Origin of the sequence: Pseudomonas sp. TE3-3-F2023 (genome assembly GCF_036784815.1) — a bacterium.
Classification (GTDB): Bacteria; Pseudomonadota; Gammaproteobacteria; order Pseudomonadales; family Pseudomonadaceae; genus Aquipseudomonas; species Aquipseudomonas pudica.
In genome coordinates this window covers 3,822,329-3,840,370 of the sequence record NZ_CP145113.1, presented here as the reverse complement: position 1 = coordinate 3,840,370, position 18,042 = coordinate 3,822,329, and the positions used below count along the sequence as shown (strand labels likewise).

Sequence of the window (18,042 nt, the reverse complement as noted above, 5' to 3'; positions counted from 1 at the left end):
CAGGAGCAGGGACGCTCCGTCTTCGCATTCCAAAAAGGTGAAACATCATGTCCATCGGCAAATACTGCAACCGGGATGTGGTCACTGCGCTCCCCAGCATTTCGATCTTCGCCGCAGCGCGGATGATGAGTCGGTACCACGTCGGTGACCTGGTGCTGGCCGAGCCTGTCGATCGAGACCGTTACCGGCCTATCGGCCTGATCACCGACCGTGACCTTGCGCTGAGGATCATCGCCTGCAACCCTCCTGACCAGGAAGACCTCCAGGCCATCGATGTCCTGCCACGCCCATTGATTACCGCAAACCAGAATGAAGACCTGTTCGATGTGATTCTGAACATGCGACGGGCCAACATCAGGCGGATCCCGGTGGTCGATGACTTTGGCCTGTTGGTCGGCATTGTCACTGCAGACGACCTGGTGGGGCTGTTGGCCGACCACCTGCACGAGCTGACCTTGCTGATCCGTCAGCAGAGCCGACGGGAAGAAGATATCCGCGCCGGGGATATCTGAACGCGTACACATACGCGTGCGCGCCATCGACAGAGAGGGCGATCATGAACGATTATCCAGGTACCGAGGAACTCGAATGGCTGGATGCCTACTGGCGGGCCGCGAACTACCTTACCGTTGGCCAGATCTATCTCCAGGGCAACCCCTTGCTGGCCACCCCGCTGAAGTTGGCCGACATCAAGCCCCGGTTGCTGGGGCACTGGGGCACATCGCCGGGGCTGAACCTGATCTACACCCATCTGAACCGGCTGATCCGCCATTACGATCTCAACATGCTCTTCGTCACCGGCCCTGGCCATGGCGGCCCGGCCATGGTTGCCCAGGCGTATCTGGATGGTACCTATACCGAGCTGAACCCTGCGATAGAACGCAATGCGCAGGGGATGGCACGGTTGTTTCGTCAGTTTTCATGGCCGTATGGCATTGGCAGCCATGTCGGCCCGCATGTCCCGGGTTCTCTGCACGAGGGTGGCGAGCTTGGCTATGCCCTGGTCCATGCCTATGGCGCTGCCCTGGATAACCCGCAGTTGATCGTGGCCTGCGTCATAGGCGACGGCGAAGCGGAAACCGGCGCGCTGGCCGCAAGTTGGCATTGCAACAAGTTCCTCAATGCCGCGCGCGACGGTGCGGTACTGCCGATCCTGCATCTCAACGGCTACAAGATCGCCAACCCGACGGTGCTGGCGCGGATCAGCGAGGACGAGCTGACCAGCCTGATGTATGGCTATGGCTATGACCCCTATTTTGTCGAGGGCGACGAACCGATGGAGGTTCATCGGGCGTTGGCCAGGACGCTTGATGTGATCTACGAGAAAATCTGCCAGATTCAGCGCCTTGCCCGGCACACCGAGTCGGGCGTAGCCATCGACCGGCCGTTGTGGCCAATGCTGGTATTGCGCACCCCCAAAGGCTGGACGGGGCCGAAATTCGTCGATGGGCAGCGGGTAGAAGGGACCTGGCGCTCCCACCAACTGCCCCTGGGTGATCTTCGCAAGCCGCTGCACTTGCAGCAATTGCAGCAATGGCTGGAAAGCTACCGCCCTCATGAGCTGTTCGATGCCCAGGGCGCGTTGTTGCCGGAACTGGCCGCACTGGTCCCGACCGGACGGCGGCGCATGAGCGCAAACCCTCATGCCAATGGCGGGCTGCTGTTGCGGGCGCTCGACCTTCCGCGCTTCAGCGATTACAGCGTGAAGATGGACGCCCCTGGACAGGTGCGTGCAGAGGCGACGCGGGTTCTTGGCAGTTACTTGCGCGATGTCATGAAGAACAGCCTGGTGTCCCGCGATTTCCGCCTGTTCGGGCCTGACGAGACGGCGTCCAACCGGCTGGACGCCGTGTTCGAGGCGACCAGCAAGGTCTGGTTGGATCCCCACGGCGTCGAAGATAACCACCTCGGGCCAGACGGCAGGGTAATGGAGATACTCAGCGAACATATATGCGAAGGTTGGCTGGAAGGTTACCTGTTGACCGGTCGGCACGGCCTGTTTTCCTGCTATGAAGCATTCATTCATATCGTCGATTCGATGATCAACCAGCATGCCAAATGGCTCAAGACCGCCGCCGAAGTGCCTTGGCGCAAGCCGATCGCCTCGCTGAACATCCTCCTGACTTCGCATGTCTGGCGCCAGGACCACAACGGCTTCTCGCACCAAGACCCAGGTTTCCTCGACCTTATGGCGAACAAGAAGGCCGATCTTGCGCGCATCTACCTGCCACCGGACGCCAACTGCCTGTTGTCCGTGGCTGACCATTGCTTGCGCAGCCGTGACTACATCAATGTGATCGTTGTCGGAAAACAGCTGGAATGGCAGTGGCTGGATGGGCAGGCGGCGAATTTGCATTGCCAGGCCGGCATTGGGCGTTGGGCATGGGCCAGCCATGACGATGACCTGCCGGAGGTGGTCCTCGCCTGCGCAGGCGATGTGCCGACGCTGGAAGTGCTCGCGGCCGTGACCCTGCTTCGTGATTACGTTGGCGATCTGCGGGTGAGGGTGGTGAACGTGGTTGACCTGATGGCACTGCAATCACCGCAACAGCATCCGCACGGGTTGCCCGACAGTGACTTCAACGCGCTGTTTACCGAAGAGCAGCCGGTGATCTTCGCCTTCCATGGTTATCCTGCCCTGATTCACCGCCTGATCTACAAGCGTGCCAACCCGCAGCGCTTCCATGTGCATGGTTTCCGTGAAGAAGGGGCAACCACCACGCCGTTCGACATGGCAGTCATCAACAACCTCGACCGCTACCAGCTGGTGCTTGATGTGTTCGAACGCGTGCCTCGCCTGCGAGCGCAGGTGGAGCAGGCGCGAACCCGCTACTGGTCGACCATGGAAAGGCACAAGCTGTACCTAATCGAGCATGGCGAAGACATGCCTGAGGTTGCGCAATGGCACTGGACGCCACACCCAGACGCCTGAACAGGCGTTATTTGGCTTTCCAGTATTTCTGCATTTCGAGGAACAGGAACGACGCGGTCCAGGTGATCAGCACCAGGCCTGTCAACGCTTGCAGGCCGGTGAGGTACTTCAGATGGCCGTTAGGCGCTATGTCGCCAAAGCCTATCGTGGTGTAGGTGGTGAAGGAAAAGTACACGCAATCCAGGAAGCTGCCGTCGAAGTTGCCACTGAGCGTGCCCCAGCCTTCGGCGTGAATCATCAGGTAATACACCAGGGCGAAACACCAGACCTCCAGCGCATGAGCCAGCAGCGCGCCGAATACGCCTGCGACGATCCGGAATCGGCTCCACAGTTTCAGCCGCGGTAGCCAGTCGTTCAGGCGCAGCAGGCATTCGTAGTGGATGATCACCACCAGGACCACCACCAGCATGTTGATCAATGTGACGGTGAGCATGGTCGGTACTCGGACTGGATTGGAGTGTCATTTGGCCGCATCGACCAGATTATAGGTGGCAGGGTCCTTGGCCACCGGCAGCAGCGCCGGGAATTCTTCCGGGGTGATGGTTTCCCTGGCCAACAGCAGGCGTGCCCCAGTGTCCAGGTCGGCGCGTCGTTGCTCGAGCAAGGTCCGGGCACGGGCGTAAGCGTCTTCCAGCAGGCCTCGAATACCCAGGTCGATTTCGCGCGCGGTCTGCTCTGAGTAGTCCTTGCGCTCCTGGCGCAACAACGATTCGCCCAGGTAACTGGCCTGTTGGCGCTCCAGCACTGCCTGGCCCAGTTCCGTGCTCATGCCGAATCGGGTGATCAGCTGGCGGGCGATGTCGGTGGCGCGTCCCAGGTCGTCGGCAGCCCCGGTGGACACCTGGCCGAATACCAGGCTTTCGGCGGCTCGTCCGGCCATCAGCACGACGATCCGGTCGCGGAGCATCTGCGCGCTGATCAGGTAGCGGTCATCGGTCGGCCGTTGCAGGGTGAACCCCAGCGAGCCAGCGGCCCTGGGGATGATCGACACCTTGTGCACCGGGTCCATCGCCGGCAGGCTGCTTGCGGCCAGCGCGTGGCCCATCTCATGGTACGCCACGACCTGGCGTTCATCGTCGCGCAGCACGTTGCCCTTGCGCTCCACGCCTGCCACCAGGCGCTCGACGGCAGCGGTGAAGTCCTGCAGCTCGACCCATTGGCTGGCACGTCGGGTGGCGACGATGGCGGCCTCGTTCACCAGGTTGGCCAGGTCGGCGCCGGTCAGGCCGGGGGTGATGTCGGCGATGCGTTCGCAGTCCAGGTCGTTCTTGTAGACGATCTTGTGCAGGTGCACCTTGAGGATCGCCAGGCGACCCTTGCGGTCAGGCCGGTCGATCAGGATCTGCCGGTCGAACCGTCCGGCTCGCAGCAGCGCGGGGTCCAGTATCTCAGGGCGGTTGGTCGCTGCCAGCAGCACGACGCCTTCGCGTGGGTCGAAGCCATCCAGTTCGGCCAGCAGTTGATTGAGCGTCTGTTCCTTTTCGTCATTGCCACCCAGGCTGCCGATGCCACGCATCTTGCCCAGGGCGTCCAGTTCATCGATGAAAATGATGCAGGGCGCGGCGCGTCGGGCCTGGTCGAACAGGTCGCGCACCCGCGCCGCGCCCACGCCGACGAACATCTCGACGAACTCGGACCCGGAGATCGAGAAAAAGGGTACCGCCGCTTCGCCGGCGATCGCCTTGGCCACCAGCGTCTTGCCGGTGCCCGGGGGGCCGACCAGCAATGTGCCCTTGGGCACATGCGCCCCCAGACGGGCATAGAACGCCTGGTTCTTGAGGAAGGACACCACTTCGGTGAGTTCGCCCTTGACGTCGTCTATGCCCGCCACATCGGCGAAGGTGACCTTGATGTCACGCTCGACGTAGACCCGGGCGCGCGACTTCCCCACACCCATCAGACCGCCCAGGCCTTGTTTATCGATTACCCCACGAAACAGGAAGAACCACAGCGCCAGCATCATTATCAGCGGCATGAGCCAACCCACCATGGCAGCCAGGTTGCTGTCCTCGGCAACTCCGGTGAAGGTCACGCCCGTGCGGCCCAGTTGCTCGCTCAGTTGCGGGTCGATCCGCACCGTGGAGAACATCGAGCGGCCGGCGATGGGTTCCTGCAGCTTGCCCAGGATACGGTCGTGTTCTACCCGAAGGTCGCTGACCTTCTGCTGCTCCAGCAATTGCAGGAACTGGCTATAGGAGATGGTCTGCACGGCCGCACGGTCGAATAGGCCGAACTGAATGGCGGCGAGCACGGAAAGCCCGATCGCCAGCAAGTACAGCTTCCAGGGCTGATCTTTGTTCATGACCATATCTCGTGGTGGGCAGCCGGGTCAGGCGATCAACAAGTAGTCTTCGACCTTGCTCACGCCCGGCACCGCCCAGGCGGCGCGCTCGACCAGCTCCCGTTCGCGAAGCAAATGCACCTTGCCTTCCAGCCTGACCACACCACCGTTGACGGTGACGCGAATGCCTTCGGCCTGAATCTCGGCGCTGCGCTTGAGTGCCTGTTCGATGTGGTGGCGAATATCGCTGGCATCGGCCCGCGCCTTCAAAGTGATGCGGTTCTGCACGCTGATCACGCCCGACAGACGCCACACCGCCTGTTCGATCACTTCCTTCTGGTATTGCCAGTCCAGTTCGCCTTCCAAGGTCACCGTGCCTTTGTGAACGGTGACCTTGATGCCCTCGACATTGGCATCCGAGCTCCAGGCGATGATCTTCAGGGCACGGCTGGCAATGGTATCGTCGGCGGTGCCTTCGAGTTTGTTCAGCCGGACTTCGATTTCCTCGGCCAGCCCACGCACGCCTTTCATGGCTTTTACGGTGCGCTCGGCACTGATCTTCTGGGCATAACTGCTGACATGGCCTGACAGTGTGACCACACCGTCCTGCACCGTCACACCGATGCTGGCGGCATTGATGTCAGGTTGAAACGCCAACTCTTCGAGCACCAGGTCGCGCAAATCAAGGTCGTTCATGATGGTCTCCGCTATCCATTGGAAAGGTGGGCTGAGATGTTCTCAGCCCATGTTTTTACCCCCCAGCGGTATTACGTGATTGACAAAGGTCAAAACCGGCACGCTGGGCGAGATTGATAAATGTCAGGCTGCGCTGAGTGGCGATGCCGATACTGAGGGTGTCTTGGGCATGCGCGAGGGCACCAACATGCAACGCTATCTGCTTGCCGGATTGTCCAGTTTGCTGCTGGCATCGGCTTCGGGCTGTACCCCTTGGCACGCTGAAGAATACGACGCGCGCCTGGAGTCGGCCGAAAACAACGCGGCTACCGCCCGTTTACGGGCCGACCAGGTGTGCTACCGCATCGACCTGGTCGAGCAGACCGCCAACGAGGCACTGCGCAGAGCGACCCAGGCCCAGGAACAGGTCCAACAGTTGCTGCAGCAGGCCAAGCGCAAGTGACCGCCATGTCACGTCGATGGCTGGACCCAAGCCTGTTGCTGGTCTGCGTCCTGGCCTTGCTGCTCGGAGGGCTGGCCTATGCGGCGCAACAGCCGACCTGGGCTGCGCTGATCTGGGCCGCCGGCAGCGCGATCATGGCAGCGGTGCTGGCGGTGGAAATGGCTCGGCGCCTGGCCAGGCGTGAGGCGGGCATTGACCTGATCGCGCTGATGTCGATTGGCGCGGCCCTGGCCCTTGAGCAGATGCTGGTAGGCGCCGTGGTTGCGCTTATGCTTGCCTCGGGCCGTGCATTGGAGACTCTCAGCTTGCGTCACGCCGAGCGCGAGTTACGGGCACTGATCGACCGGGCCCCTCAGCGGGCCTGGATTCAAGAGCAGGATGGTTTGCGTGAGGTACCGGTGGACGAAGTCCGCGCTGGGCAGAGTGTACTGGTGCGCCTGGGCGAGATCGTACCGGTGGATGGGTGGTTGCAATCCGAGCAGGCGACCCTGGACGAAGCTGCGCTGACTGGCGAATCGTTACCGGTTACCCGCCATGCTGGTGAGCCGGTGGCCAGTGGGGTGACCAACTCCGGTGCGCCGCTGCTGTTGCTGGCCACGCATATCGCGGCGCAAAGCACCTACGCTGGCATCGTGAAACTGGCCGAAGCGGCACGTCAGTCACGGGCACCTTTCATGCGCCTGGCCGACCGCTATGCGCTGGCGTTGATCCCGCTGACATTGCTCATTGCTGCGCTGGCGTGGTGGGCCAGTGGCGATGTGCAGCGAGTGCTTGCCGTGCTGGTGGTCGCTACTCCTTGCCCGCTGATACTGGCGGTGCCAATTGCCATCATCTCGGGTATTTCGAGGGCTGCACGGCGCAACATACTCGTGCGTGACGGCGAGGTGCTTGAAGCCCTGGCCGGCATCCGCCAGGTGTTCCTCGACAAGACCGGTACCTTGACCAGTGGTCACGCCCAGTTGCAGTCGATCGAACTGAAGGGGCAAGGCGCGCCGTTGCAGATGCTGCAGTTGGCCGCTTCGTTGGCCCAGTCATCGACCCATCCGATTGCCCAGGCCATCGTTCATGCTGCCCGCCTGCGCAACCTGACGCTGACCGCACCCGAGCAGGTGCAGGAAAGCCCCGGCCAGGGGCTTGCCGGGATCGTTCAAGGCAAGGCTGTACGCTTGGGCGCCCTGGCCTATGTGCAGAACGAGAAGGACGATGGCCGGTGGGCACAGGCGCGTTTGCAGCAACTGGACTACCTGGCAAACAGCGGCAGTTTCGTGGCGGTTGACAGTGAGTTGAAAGCGGTACTGCGACTGGCGGATGACCTGCGCCGGGAAACCCCCCAGACATTGCGCCGCCTGCGGGCGCGCGGGATCGAAAAGGTCGTCATGCTCACCGGTGACCGCCCGGAAACTGCGGAAATGGTTGCGCTGGCGGCGGGTATCGACGAGCTTCGCTCGGGGCTCTCTCCAGAAGACAAGATTCGCCTGGTGCAGGACGGCTGCCGCATGGCGCCCTCGCTGATGGTCGGCGATGGCATCAACGATGCGCCTGCATTGGCGGCGGCCGATGTCGGGGTTGCAATGGGCGCTTCTGGCGTCACGGCCTCTGCCCAGGCGGCCGGTGTGGTGTTGCTGGTCGATCGCCTTGATCGATTGGTCGATGCCTTGGATATCGCCCGGCACGCCGTGCACATCGCCCGGCAGGGGGTATGGGTGGGCATGAGCCTGTCGTTGCTGGCCATGCTGGTTGCAGCCGCCGGTTACTTGCCCGCGCTAATGGGGGCAGTGTTGCAGGAAGCTATAGACCTGTTGATCATCGTCAACGCCTTGCGTGCGCTGGGCCCCTTGACGGCCAGGCGACGCAGTGGGCTTGCCGTCGAGGACCTGGATCGGTTGCAGGATGAGCATCGGCAACTCGACGGGTTGCTGACGGAGCTGAGCCAGATGGCCTGCGATTTCGCCAAACGCCCCATCGAGCAGGCGCGGGACGACCTAGGCAAACTGGTCACCGGCCTGCATGACCTTCTGGAGCGCCACGAGCGCGATGACGAGCGTCGTTTGTATCCGCTGCTGAGCCACTTCATGCAGGGCGAAGATCCGCTCTCGGCGATGAGCCATACCCACCGGGAAATCTTCCGCCTCATCCATCTTCTTTCCTGCATGAGCCAGGATTTCAACCGGGCGGCAGCGAGCCCGAGCCCTGATGACATCCAGCACCAGCTGATACGCCTGGACACCTTGGCCAAGTTGCATTTCGACCAGGAAGAAGCCCTGTACCGGTACCTGGATCAACGCTGAGCGCGGCGTTCAGCGCCCTGTAGGATTGATAAAAATCAAGCACCCAACACGGTGCAGCGGGATGCTGGCAGCAGTTGTTCTCTGCCCTGGCCTGAACGGGAGGCAATACCATGCCCCACAGCAAAATCCTGTTTCGCTCCGCAGCGCGGGAGAAGATCCTCAGTGGTGCCACCCAGCTCGCCGATGCCGTGCGCGTTACGCTAGGGCCCAAATCGAAATCGGTACTGATGCAAAGCAGTTGGGGTAAACCGACTGTCTGCAACGATGGCGTGACCATCGCTAAACGCGTCTTTCTGCAGGACCCGGAGGAAAACCTCGGCGCGCAGATGCTGCGCCAGGCGGCCGAGCGCACTGGTGAAGCGGTGGGTGATGGCACCAGTACCGCAACTGTGCTCGCTCACGCGATCCTGGCCGACGGCGTGCGCAACGTGGTGGCCGGAGCCAGTGCCATCGATCTCAAGCGAGGCCTGGACAAGGGCTTGGCGCTGGTCATCAAATCGTTGCTGGCGCAGTCACGACAGGTCTGCACTGCCAAGGAAAAAGCACAAGTGGCGACGTTGTCAGCGCACAACGATCCGTTGATTGGCCAGTTGGTCGCCGATGCCCTGGAGAAGGTTGGCGTGGAAGGTGTGGTCAGCATCGAGGAATCCAAGACCACCGAAACCAAGGTCGAGATCATGGATGGCATGCGCTTCGACCGAGGCTATGTGTCGCCTTACTTCGTCACCGACACCGAGAAGATGCAGGTCGAACTGACCGATGCCTGTGTCTTGCTATGCGATCACAAGATCGGCGCACTCAACGATCTGCTGCCCCTGCTGGAACAGGTGGCGAAAAGCGGTCAGCCGCTGGTGGTTATTGCCGAGGACATCGACGGCGAGGCCCTGACCACGCTGGTAGTCAACCAGATCCGCGGCGTACTGCGCGCGGTGGCGGTGAAGGCTCCTGGGTATGGCGACCGGCGCAAGGAAATACTTCAGGACATCGCGGTGCTCACGGGGGCGACCCTGGTGTCGGCAGAGCTTGGCGTCACGCTCGATCAGTTGCAGCTGTCCCAGCTTGGCCAAGTGCACCGTGCGGTGGTGTTGAAGGACAGCACCGCGTTGATTGGTGGCAGTGGCACCCAGCAAGCGGTGGCTACCCGCGTTGGGCATATCCGCGCCCAGATCGAGGCCAGCACCAGCGATTATGATCGGGAAAAACTGCACGAACGCCTGGCCAGGCTTGCCGGCGGTGTGGCAGTGATACGTGTCGGGGCACCCTCCGAGGCGGAGATGAAAGCGCGCAAGGACGCGTTGGACGATGCCCTGGCCGCCACCCGTGCAGCCATCGCCGAAGGCATCGTGCCTGGCGCCGGCCTGGCTTTGCTGAAGACTGTGTCGGTGTTGCTCACTGAAGAGGCGAACAGCGAAGGCGATATGCGTACGGGCCTGCAGATACTACGCCGTGCGCTGGAGGCCCCGGCGCGGATGATTGCCGATAATTCCGCGGTGGACGCGGGTGTGGTGGTGGCACGCATGCTCGCCGAAACGGGCAGTATCGGGTTCGACGCGGCGGCCAACACCTATGTCGACCTGTACGAGGCCGGCATCATCGACCCCACCAAAGTGGTGCGCATCGCCCTCGAGAATGCTGTTTCGGTCGCCAGCATCCTGCTGCTGACCGAGGCAACCATGACCGATATCCCGGAAAAACCAGCACCTTTGATGCAACCCCCAATCCCTGAGTGATCAGGCGAACCGATCATTGGAGGCTACCATGAGCCACTATCAACGCCTGTTGCTGATCCTGCGCCCGGCATTGTGCCAGTCCTGTGCCTTGGAACAGGCTGCCGCCCTGGCCGGGTCAAGTTCGGCAAGCCTGCACATAGTGGGTTTGCTGGAGTCGCTGGACAAGCTCAGGTTCCTGGAGACAGGTGACCCTCGGAGCGAGCGGCAGGCTTACCTGCAATCCCAGCAAGACCAGCTCGAGGCCCAGGCCAAGGTGCTACGAGCCTCGGGTGTGCAAGTGACGACGGAAGTCGCCTGGAGCAGCGATCTGCAGGCGGATATTCTCGAACATGCCCTGGAGATGCAGCCGGATGTACTGCTCAAGCAGGTCGAGCACGAGCCGGTGCTCAAGCGGGCCTTCTTTACCCCGTTGGACTGGCAGTTGCTGCGCCATTGCCCGATCCCGGTCTACCTGTTGGGTGCCGCCAGACCGGCCTTGCCTCGCCAGATCGTCGCGGCGGTGGACGTGGCCGATCAATCGCCCGAGGGCCAGGCGCGCAATAACAGCATCGTCCAGCAGGCCAATGCGCTGGCCTTGCAGACCGGCGCGCAACTGGACCTGCTGTTCGCCTGTGACCTGACCATGGCCTACATGGGCGACATGGGATATGGCGCCTGGGCCATTGGCGACGTCGGCGAGTCCTTGCGCCATGCCCTGGAGGACGATTTCAAGGCGCTGGCCGACCGCTACGGTGCGCCGGCCGAGCGCAGGCACTTCCTGCTGGGCCGCCCGGTCGCGGTGCTGAGTGAATATGTCGAAACCCACCCGGTGGACGTGATCGTCATGGGCAGGCCGCTTGCCCGTGGGCTGGACCGACTGTTCGGCAGCACCACGGAGCACGTGTTGTACCAGATACCCTGCAATATCCTGGCGGTGTAGGGCCATGCCTGGGGTTCATGCGCCCCAGCCCCGGCGGTTGGCAAGCAACTCGGCGACCAGGGCGCTGGTATCGACGATATCCAGCTGCTGCAGGCATCGCACGGGCAGGCGAAAGGGCGCGATGCTGTCGGCCACCAGTACCCGTTCGAATACCCCGCTGTCGAATAGCTCGCCACCAGTGGTGAACAGGCCATGGGTGGCAGCGGCCAGCATGCGACTGGCTCCGGCCTGTCGGCAGGCCTGGGCTGCGCGCAGCAGCGTCTGCCCCGTGCTGATCAGGTCGTCGAACACGATGACAGTGCTGCCTGCCACGTCACCCACCAGGTGTTCGCCGCTCAGGCCCGCCTGCTGGCGGTGCTTTTCCATCATGGCCACAGATACCGGGCGCCCCAGCAGGTCCGCCAGAACCTGACGAAACTGCTCGGCCCGTTTGATGCCGCCAATATCCGGCGACACGACCGTGACTGTCTGCTCACCGAGCAGCGGGGCCAGGTGTTGGGCGAACAGCTCGGTGCATTGCAGGTTCCAGCTCGGGATTCGGTAGGCGTTGTCGAAGGCGCTGGGGTTGTGTACGTCCAGCGCCACCACGCGGTCGACACCGCAGCTTTCCATCAGGCAAGCCACATGGCGGGTGATGGTCGCATCCTGAAACTCCACCTTGCGGTCCTTGCGGCCATAACACAGGTAAGGCGTGACTGCTGTCACCTGGCTGGCACCGGCGTCCTTGAGCGCACCACAGAAGAACAGCAACCGGCACAGCTTGTCGTGTGCGCTGTGGTGCGCGTCGCCATAGAGCGAGTGAAAGACGATGACCGATCGACCGTCGACCGATTCGCCAGGCCAGCATTTGTGCTCTCCGTCCTCGTAGTCACGCTCTTCATGTGCTGACAGTGTCCAACCCAGGCGTTGCGCCACGGCATTCCCATAGGCCTGGCTGCCTCGCAGGGCGAACAGTAACGGCGGTGTGTCATTCATGCCCTGCGCTCCATTGGTCGTACATAGCAACATAAGCTGAGTTGGACTGTGGGGTTTGACGTTTATCAAGTCGAGCATAGCCAGCAGGCGGACACTGGGCAGGTCAGAGCATGCCAAGGCCTGCGCACCTATACCCTGCACGGAGAGTACGCCAATGGACAAATACCAGAAAAGCCACAAGGACAAACTGTTCAAGCCACACCCGTTCGACCCCTATGCCACGCCGCTTCGTTCTGGCGGCAGCGCGCGTTGTCCGCAATGTGGCGCTGCCTACCATGGAGGAGAGTGGCACGCCCATGGGGCTATGGGGCCTGGGCCGGTAGATTCGATTGTCTGCCCCGCATGCCGACGTATCGAGGACCGTGCTGCTGCCGGACAAGTGCGGGTATCGGGCCGTTTTCTGGCAGCGCACGAAGAGGAAATTCGCAAGCTCATGCATAACGTGGAGCAACAGGAAAAGCAGACGCATGTTCTTGAGCGCTTGATAGCCATCGAGTACCAGCAGGATCAACTGGTAGCAACCACCACTGGTACCCACCTGGCCAACCGCATCGGTCATGAGCTGGAGGCCGCCTACGATGGAACTTGCAGCTACCGTTACAGCGACAGCGATGTGTACTTGAGTATCGATTGGCATCGCGACTGAGGTCAGTTCGCCTGGTTTCACTCCAGGGAGAAGGTGAAACCAGGCAGGTGATCGTTCAACCGTGGATTGCCAGAATGCTGGAGTGAACCTTGTACAGGGTTTGCTCTGTAGTGCTGCCAACGACCTTGCTCACCCCCTCGTGGTAGAGCGTACCCATCACCACCACATCGAAGCCATGCTGGTTCGCGTAGTCGCTGACCACGTTACGGGCAGCGCCTCGCACCAGGTGCAGGTGATCTGGCTTGATGCCGTAGCGGCCGCCGAACGTCGCCATGCGCTCGCGCGCGCGACCGGATATTTCCTCTACCAGCTTGTCAGTCCAGGCCACGGGTGCGGCGGCATAGGCAACGAAGCTGGTGGTGGGTTCATAGGCCTGCAGCAGATGCAGTTGCGCCTTGCATCGCTGTGCCAGTGACTGCGCCGATTGCAGGATATGGTCGTTGAGCTTTTCGATCACCGGGTCGCGCTCGACAAGATCCACTGCGACTAGTATGCGCGCTGGCAGCTTGGTTTCAGCCTGGGCCACCAGGTGCATCGGGATCGGACAACGGCGCAGCAGCTGCCAGTCCAAGGGGGTGAGCAGGGCACGGCTCAAGGCGGTTTCGTGCCTGATGTCCTTTATCACCATCGCCACCCGGTGCAGTTGGGCCAGCCGGATCAAGTCCTTGAGCGGGTCTTCATCGTCCAGCGTCTCGGCGTAGGCGGTAATACCCAGTTCGCCCAGCGCCTTTGCTTGGTCGGCGAGCCAAGCCTTGCGGTGCTCGGCGTCCTGCTTGCGGGCATTGCTGCGCAGCACCTGGTCCAGTGTGGTCAGGCGTGAGGGCAGTTGACTGAGCACCACCAGGTGCAAGGTGGCGCCTGTCGTACTGGCCAGCGCCTGAGCACGCGTCAGGGCAGGCGAGGAGTGCAGGTCTGGATGGCAGATCAGTAGCAGTCGCGAGTAAGCGTTCATGATGGCCTCCACGGCGACGGCAGCCTCGATGAAGGCCCACCGGTACAGGCCAAGGGTGACGCTCTGGGGCTTGATAGTCTTGATATTTATCAAGATTGGCTGAGCGGCAGCTTCGATAATGACAGCGGTGCAGCACCGCATGTTCGCGCCAGGAGGTGGCTGATGAGCCTGTACCGCCGGATTCTTCTGGTCATGACCAAGGTCCAGGCCCATGCCGCGATGCATCGGGCCATGGCATTGGCTCAAGCGTCAGGTGCCTCCCTGCACGTACTGGGCATCCACACCCTCACAGAACCTGGCTTGCCCGAGCCAGGGCAGCAAGCTTCAGAACCTTCAGCCGCGTTCGCGCACTTCAGTGCCGGGCTCAAGGCATTGCTCGACGAGCAGGCGCCCGTAGGGTTGCACACTACCTCCGAAGCGCTGGAAACCTCCAAGGCGCGTGACCTCGTACCGGCGTGTATTGCACGCTTTGCGCCTGACTTGGTGATCAAGGGGCTCCCCGCCAGTCCGGTACCTGGCTTGAACGACAAATTTTCGGTTGACCATGTGTTGCTGCATACCAGCCAAGTGCCATTGCTGCTCGTGCCTGCCGAGGCCAGGGCCATGCCCGCGAACATTCTGGTGGCCGTGGATGTGGCCAAGGCGGACCTTGCGCAGCAGGCGCTGAACCATGCGCTGGTGGAGGCAGGTCGGCAACTGGCTAGCGCATGCAACGGCCAGGTCCATCTACTGTCGGCCTACGATTTGCCGTTGGCCATACTGGCCAATCCCGACCTTGCAGCGCCATGGGCGGAGCAAGTGCGCGAGTCGCTCCAGCTACCATTCGATGAACTGGCCGATACCCATGGCGTTCCCTATGCGCAGCGCTACTTTATCGAAGGTGCGCCGCTGCGCGTTATTCAGTCCCTCGTTCCCACACTGAAGATCGATGTGGTGGTGGTCGGCGTGGTGCAGCCCAGACGCTGGGCCAAGCTGATCGGCGATACTACCCAACGGCTCGTCAATCATGCCCCGTGCAGCATTCTGACAGTCAGGCCCCCGTCAGCAGATTGATTCAGGCGGTATCGCCGGCTGGGCTGTGGCGATCACTTCCACGCTGAAATCTGCTTCGAAAGGCGGCACATGACATTCGACGATGTCCTGATTTTGTTCATCATACAGGCGAACGCGGGAGTGGGCGGGGGCGGGGGCGGTTCATGATGCTTTTCCGTTGCCGGCCAATGGTTATTGGCAACTTACGCCGCCATCCCCAATTTGACTTGATAAAAGCCAAGCACAGGTCAGTTTGACAACGATGCCCGCGGTCGAGGTGTTGGGCCCTGGAGTGGCGCCGCCTGATGCGTGGCTGATATTTTCAGGTATGTCCTGGTTCAGACGCACCAGCAGCTGCAGCGTGTCATTGGCGGGCCTGCTGATCTGCCCGGTGCTGCAGAGCCACATTGCCCTGACGACGCTCTTGACCAATGTCAGCGCCCGGTTCAGCAAGCTGGTCAACCTGGCTGCCGTGACCAACATCGTTCCCTGAATCACCTCACTGACGGGGCTGTTGGTCATCATTTACAGGCTATCGGGATCCCCGAAGAACATCTGTATCCGCGACCGCAACCACCGCTCCGCCGGGTCATTGTCCTGCGCCCCGCGCCAGGCCATGTGCAACTCGAAACTACGCACCTCCAGCGGCAGATCCTCGGCCCGCAGCCCACCCGCCGCGGTCAGCGCATCCGCCGTGTAGTCCGGCACCGTGGCGACAATATCGGTGCCCGCCAGCAAGCTCCCCAGCCCGTTGAACTGCGGCACCGCCAGCACCACGTGGCGCTTGCGGCCTATCTCGTCCAGCGCTTCATCAATGAACCCCGACAAGTCCCCGGCAAACGACACCAGCGCATGCGGCCGCGCGCAGAAGTCGTCCAGGGTAATGGCGCCGGGCACGCTGTCGGCGCGCAGCAGTTTCGGCATGCTGCGGCGCAGCACCTTGCGCTTGGCGTTGGCGGGCAGTTCGCTGGTGTAGCTGACCCCCACCGAGATCTCGCCCGAGGCCAGCAGCGTCGGCATCAGCAGGTAATTGACCCGGCGCACCACCAGCACGATACCCGGCGCTTCGGCGCGGATACGCTTGAGCAGCTGCGGCAGCAGGGCGAATTCGGCGTCGTCCGACAGGCCGATGCGGAACACCGCATTGCTGGTGGCCGGGTCGAATTCGGCGGCGCGGCTGACGGCGGTGGAAATCGAGTCCAGTGCAGGAGACAGCAGGGCGAAGATTTCGTGGGCCCGGGCCGAGGGCTCCATGCTGCGGCCGGTGCGCACGAACAGCGGGTCGTCGAACAGGTTGCGCAGGCGCGACAGGGCCGCACTGATGGCGGGCTGGCCGAGGAACAGTTTTTCCGCGGCACGGGTCACGCTGCGCTCGTGCATCAGCGTTTCGAACACGATCAGCAGGTTGAGGTCTACGCGACGCAGGTCGTTTCGATTCATCGGTGCGCTTCGCCTAAAGTGGGGCAAAGGTGAATCTTAAGGCCAAAGGCTGGTACCCTGCACGGGTTTAGGGGGACCAATCGCAGGGAATGTCAGGTGCCCAATCGATGACAGGCATGTCGACTATTAATGACCACTGATGGTCTAACCGGCAAAGCCCGGATAAAGTCCGTGGTAATTAGAGGTTCACAAAGGCGAGGTATGCGATGTCCCGCATGATCCGTTTCCACAAGTTCGGCGCTGCCGATGTGCTCCGTTGCGAGGAGCAGGCCGAACCGTCACCTGCTGCCGACGAGGTACAGATCCGCGTCGAGGCGGTTGGCGTCAGCTGGTATGACGTGCTCTGGCGCCAGAACCTGGCACCATCCCAGGCACGCCTGCCAGCAGGGATCGGCCACGAGATGGCCGGGGTGGTGACCGCGGTCGGCGAAGGGGTCGAGGATATTGCGGTGGGCGACCGGGTTGCCAGCTTCCCGGCCACCAGTGCCAACGACCACCCGGTGTACGGCGACGTCATTGTGCTGCCGCGTACGGCCATTACCCGTTATCCGGATGTGCTCACCCCGATCGAGGCCAGCGTGCACTACACGCCGCTGCTGATCGCCTATTTCGCCTACATCGACCTGGCCCGGGCGAAAGCCGGGCAGACCGCGCTGGTTACCGATGCCAGCCACTGCGCGGGCCCTGCCTTCGTGCAGCTGGGCAAGGCCCTGGGGCTGAAGGTGTTCGCCGCCACCAAGGAGGCGGAGCAGCGTGAGTACCTGCTGGGCCTGGGCGCCGACAAGGTGATTGTCACCGAAGAGCAGGACCTGCTGCTGCAGGTCGGCAAGTACACCGATGGCCGTGGCGTGGACATGGTCCTCGATGGCATGGGCGGGCCGCAGATGTCGCTGTTGGGCGATGTACTGGCACCGCGTGGCAGCCTGGTGCTTTATGGCCTGCAAGGTGGCAACCAGACGCCGTTCCCGGCTTGCGCCGCGTTCCAGAAGAACATCCAGTTCTATGTGCACTGCATCGGCAACTTCACCGGCAAGCCGGAGCTTGGCATCAGCCAGGATCAGGTGGCGTTGCAGCGCGCTCTGCGCGATATCAACCAGTTCACTGCCGACCAGTTGCTGACACCGCAGATCATCAAGGTGTACCCGTTCGAGCAGGTGGTCGAGGCGCATCGCTACATGGACCAATGCCCGTGCGGCGGGCGTGTGGTACTGGACATGGCGCAACACTGACAACGGTCTGGATTATCAGGAAGCCCGGGCAGAGTCCCGGGTTTTTTGTGCCCAATACAAACTGGTATGACGTTAAAAAAAGAAAGTTCCTACAACGAAATACGACACGTCTTATATTTAAAACCATTGCTCGGTGGCCCGTGGAAATATTCCGCCAAGCTTTTGGGCTTGAACTGTTCTTGCCTGGCAGTCAATGTGTTTTCTCACTTCCGCTGAATGGTTTTTTTACCCTGATCTGTATCTTCTATTCGCTTTGCATCCCTCGATAATGGCTCAATGATAGTTTGCGCAAGGAGCGTGGAATGAGCATGGCTATGCCCAAGCCAGGGCGGTGTTTGGCAGCGGCAGGGCGTCGCGACGATGCGTTTTTCTCGATGTCATGGCGACAGTGATGGTTACGTCATTAATTCCAATTAGTTGTAGGAAGTTTCTTCTGGAAAAGTTCAGGGCATGTTGATGTTCAGATCCTCTGATCAATGT

16 protein-coding genes are annotated in these 18,042 nt (G+C 61.8%); 10 read left to right on the top strand and 6 right to left on the bottom strand.

Translation table 11 applies throughout. The features are described 5' to 3' along the window. The first annotated feature begins 47 nt into the window (after positions 1-47). Both V3314_RS17310 and V3314_RS17305 read left to right on the top strand, forming a co-directional pair. A complete protein-coding gene (locus V3314_RS17310; protein WP_003256840.1) occupies positions 48-512 on the top strand; it encodes a CBS domain-containing protein in 465 nt (154 codons plus the stop codon). A gap of 44 nt (positions 513-556) precedes the next feature. Beyond that, complete coding sequence (locus V3314_RS17305) at positions 557-2,932, top strand: phosphoketolase family protein (RefSeq protein WP_023663329.1); 2,376 nt, start codon at positions 557-559, stop codon at positions 2,930-2,932. A gap of 7 nt (positions 2,933-2,939) precedes the next feature. Here V3314_RS17305 and V3314_RS17300 read toward each other — a convergent pair whose 3' ends face one another. The 3 genes from V3314_RS17300 to V3314_RS17290 are packed head-to-tail and all read right to left on the bottom strand — an operon-like array spanning position 2,940 to position 5,909. Next, the gene (locus V3314_RS17300) at positions 2,940-3,365 is read right to left on the bottom strand and encodes a potassium channel family protein (protein WP_046613745.1); all 426 of its coding nucleotides are present in this window, start codon (positions 3,363-3,365) and stop codon (positions 2,940-2,942) included. A 27-nt stretch (positions 3,366-3,392) separates the two neighbouring features. Beyond that, complete coding sequence (ftsH, locus tag V3314_RS17295; protein WP_338459365.1) at positions 3,393-5,234, bottom strand: ATP-dependent zinc metalloprotease FtsH; 1,842 nt, start codon at positions 5,232-5,234, stop codon at positions 3,393-3,395. A 27-nt stretch (positions 5,235-5,261) separates the two neighbouring features. Next, positions 5,262-5,909, bottom strand: coding sequence for a BON domain-containing protein (locus tag V3314_RS17290; RefSeq protein WP_003256842.1), 648 nt, complete (start codon positions 5,907-5,909; stop codon positions 5,262-5,264). 187 nt (positions 5,910-6,096) lie between these two features. Here V3314_RS17290 and V3314_RS17285 point away from each other — a divergent pair, with 187 nt between their 5' ends. From V3314_RS17285 to V3314_RS17270, 4 genes are all read left to right on the top strand, one after another. Continuing rightward, positions 6,097-6,351 carry a hypothetical protein gene (locus tag V3314_RS17285; protein WP_024086880.1) on the top strand — a complete coding sequence of 85 codons (255 nt, stop codon included), beginning with the start codon at positions 6,097-6,099 and terminating at the stop codon, positions 6,349-6,351. A gap of 5 nt (positions 6,352-6,356) precedes the next feature. Then, entirely contained in the window at positions 6,357-8,639 is a 2,283-nt protein-coding gene (locus tag V3314_RS17280) for a heavy metal translocating P-type ATPase (protein ID WP_338459364.1), read from the top strand. 110 nt (positions 8,640-8,749) lie between these two features. Next, on the top strand, positions 8,750-10,369 hold the full coding sequence (groL, locus tag V3314_RS17275) for a chaperonin GroEL (protein ID WP_284384744.1): 1,620 nt from the start codon (positions 8,750-8,752) through the stop codon (positions 10,367-10,369). A gap of 28 nt (positions 10,370-10,397) precedes the next feature. Further along, a complete protein-coding gene (locus tag V3314_RS17270; protein ID WP_046613741.1) occupies positions 10,398-11,288 on the top strand; it encodes a universal stress protein in 891 nt (296 codons plus the stop codon). 15 nt (positions 11,289-11,303) lie between these two features. Here the strand turns inward: V3314_RS17270 and prs are convergent, their stop codons facing one another. Further along, positions 11,304-12,263, bottom strand: a complete 960-nt coding sequence (gene prs, locus V3314_RS17265; protein WP_338459362.1) for a ribose-phosphate diphosphokinase — start codon at positions 12,261-12,263, stop codon at positions 11,304-11,306. A 154-nt stretch (positions 12,264-12,417) separates the two neighbouring features. On the opposite strand from prs, the gene V3314_RS17260 reads away from it, so the two are divergent. Then, the gene (locus tag V3314_RS17260) at positions 12,418-12,909 is read left to right on the top strand and encodes a BCAM0308 family protein (RefSeq protein WP_046613739.1); all 492 of its coding nucleotides are present in this window, start codon (positions 12,418-12,420) and stop codon (positions 12,907-12,909) included. Positions 12,910-12,964: 55 nt separating this feature from the next. On the opposite strand, the gene V3314_RS17255 is transcribed toward V3314_RS17260, so the two are convergent. After that, positions 12,965-13,954 (bottom strand): universal stress protein, encoded by a 990-nt coding sequence (locus tag V3314_RS17255; protein ID WP_046614077.1) that lies wholly within the window; start codon positions 13,952-13,954, stop codon positions 12,965-12,967. 69 nt (positions 13,955-14,023) lie between these two features. On the opposite strand from V3314_RS17255, the gene V3314_RS17250 reads away from it, so the two are divergent. Together V3314_RS17250 and V3314_RS17245 are read left to right on the top strand one after the other, a co-directional pair. Further along, positions 14,024-14,914 (top strand): universal stress protein, encoded by an 891-nt coding sequence (locus tag V3314_RS17250; RefSeq protein WP_046613738.1) that lies wholly within the window; start codon positions 14,024-14,026, stop codon positions 14,912-14,914. A 307-nt stretch (positions 14,915-15,221) separates the two neighbouring features. Next, positions 15,222-15,386: a hypothetical protein gene (locus V3314_RS17245; RefSeq protein WP_162531741.1), complete on the top strand. Its 165-nt coding sequence runs from the start codon at positions 15,222-15,224 to the stop codon at positions 15,384-15,386. A 32-nt stretch (positions 15,387-15,418) separates the two neighbouring features. Here the strand turns inward: V3314_RS17245 and V3314_RS17240 are convergent, their stop codons facing one another. Next, complete coding sequence (locus V3314_RS17240; RefSeq protein ID WP_046613737.1) at positions 15,419-16,333, bottom strand: LysR family transcriptional regulator; 915 nt, start codon at positions 16,331-16,333, stop codon at positions 15,419-15,421. Positions 16,334-16,539: 206 nt separating this feature from the next. On the opposite strand from V3314_RS17240, the gene V3314_RS17235 reads away from it, so the two are divergent. Next, entirely contained in the window at positions 16,540-17,562 is a 1,023-nt protein-coding gene (locus tag V3314_RS17235; protein WP_046613736.1) for a zinc-dependent alcohol dehydrogenase family protein, read from the top strand. The last annotated feature ends 480 nt before the right edge of the window (positions 17,563-18,042 follow it).

Bases quoted from the DNA above. Each gene is read 5' to 3' on its own strand.
- V3314_RS17270 (WP_046613741.1), top strand. From the start codon at position 10,398: ATGAGCCACTATCAACGCCTGTTGCTGATCCTGCGCCCGGCATTGTGC.
- V3314_RS17310 (WP_003256840.1), top strand. From the start codon at position 48: ATGTCCATCGGCAAATACTGCAACCGGGATGTGGTCACTGCGCTCCCC.
- V3314_RS17280 (WP_338459364.1), top strand. From the start codon at position 6,357: ATGTCACGTCGATGGCTGGACCCAAGCCTGTTGCTGGTCTGCGTCCTG.
- V3314_RS17300 (WP_046613745.1), bottom strand. From the start codon at position 3,365: ATGCTCACCGTCACATTGATCAACATGCTGGTGGTGGTCCTGGTGGTG.
- V3314_RS17250 (WP_046613738.1), top strand. From the start codon at position 14,024: ATGAGCCTGTACCGCCGGATTCTTCTGGTCATGACCAAGGTCCAGGCC.
- ftsH (WP_338459365.1), bottom strand. From the start codon at position 5,234: ATGAACAAAGATCAGCCCTGGAAGCTGTACTTGCTGGCGATCGGGCTT.
- V3314_RS17245 (WP_162531741.1), top strand. From the start codon at position 15,222: ATGTCCTGGTTCAGACGCACCAGCAGCTGCAGCGTGTCATTGGCGGGC.
- V3314_RS17240 (WP_046613737.1), bottom strand. From the start codon at position 16,333: ATGAATCGAAACGACCTGCGTCGCGTAGACCTCAACCTGCTGATCGTG.
- V3314_RS17290 (WP_003256842.1), bottom strand. From the start codon at position 5,909: ATGAACGACCTTGATTTGCGCGACCTGGTGCTCGAAGAGTTGGCGTTT.
- V3314_RS17235 (WP_046613736.1), top strand. From the start codon at position 16,540: ATGTCCCGCATGATCCGTTTCCACAAGTTCGGCGCTGCCGATGTGCTC.
- V3314_RS17285 (WP_024086880.1), top strand. From the start codon at position 6,097: ATGCAACGCTATCTGCTTGCCGGATTGTCCAGTTTGCTGCTGGCATCG.
- groL (WP_284384744.1), top strand. From the start codon at position 8,750: ATGCCCCACAGCAAAATCCTGTTTCGCTCCGCAGCGCGGGAGAAGATC.
- V3314_RS17305 (WP_023663329.1), top strand. From the start codon at position 557: ATGAACGATTATCCAGGTACCGAGGAACTCGAATGGCTGGATGCCTAC.
- prs (WP_338459362.1), bottom strand. From the start codon at position 12,263: ATGAATGACACACCGCCGTTACTGTTCGCCCTGCGAGGCAGCCAGGCC.
- V3314_RS17260 (WP_046613739.1), top strand. From the start codon at position 12,418: ATGGACAAATACCAGAAAAGCCACAAGGACAAACTGTTCAAGCCACAC.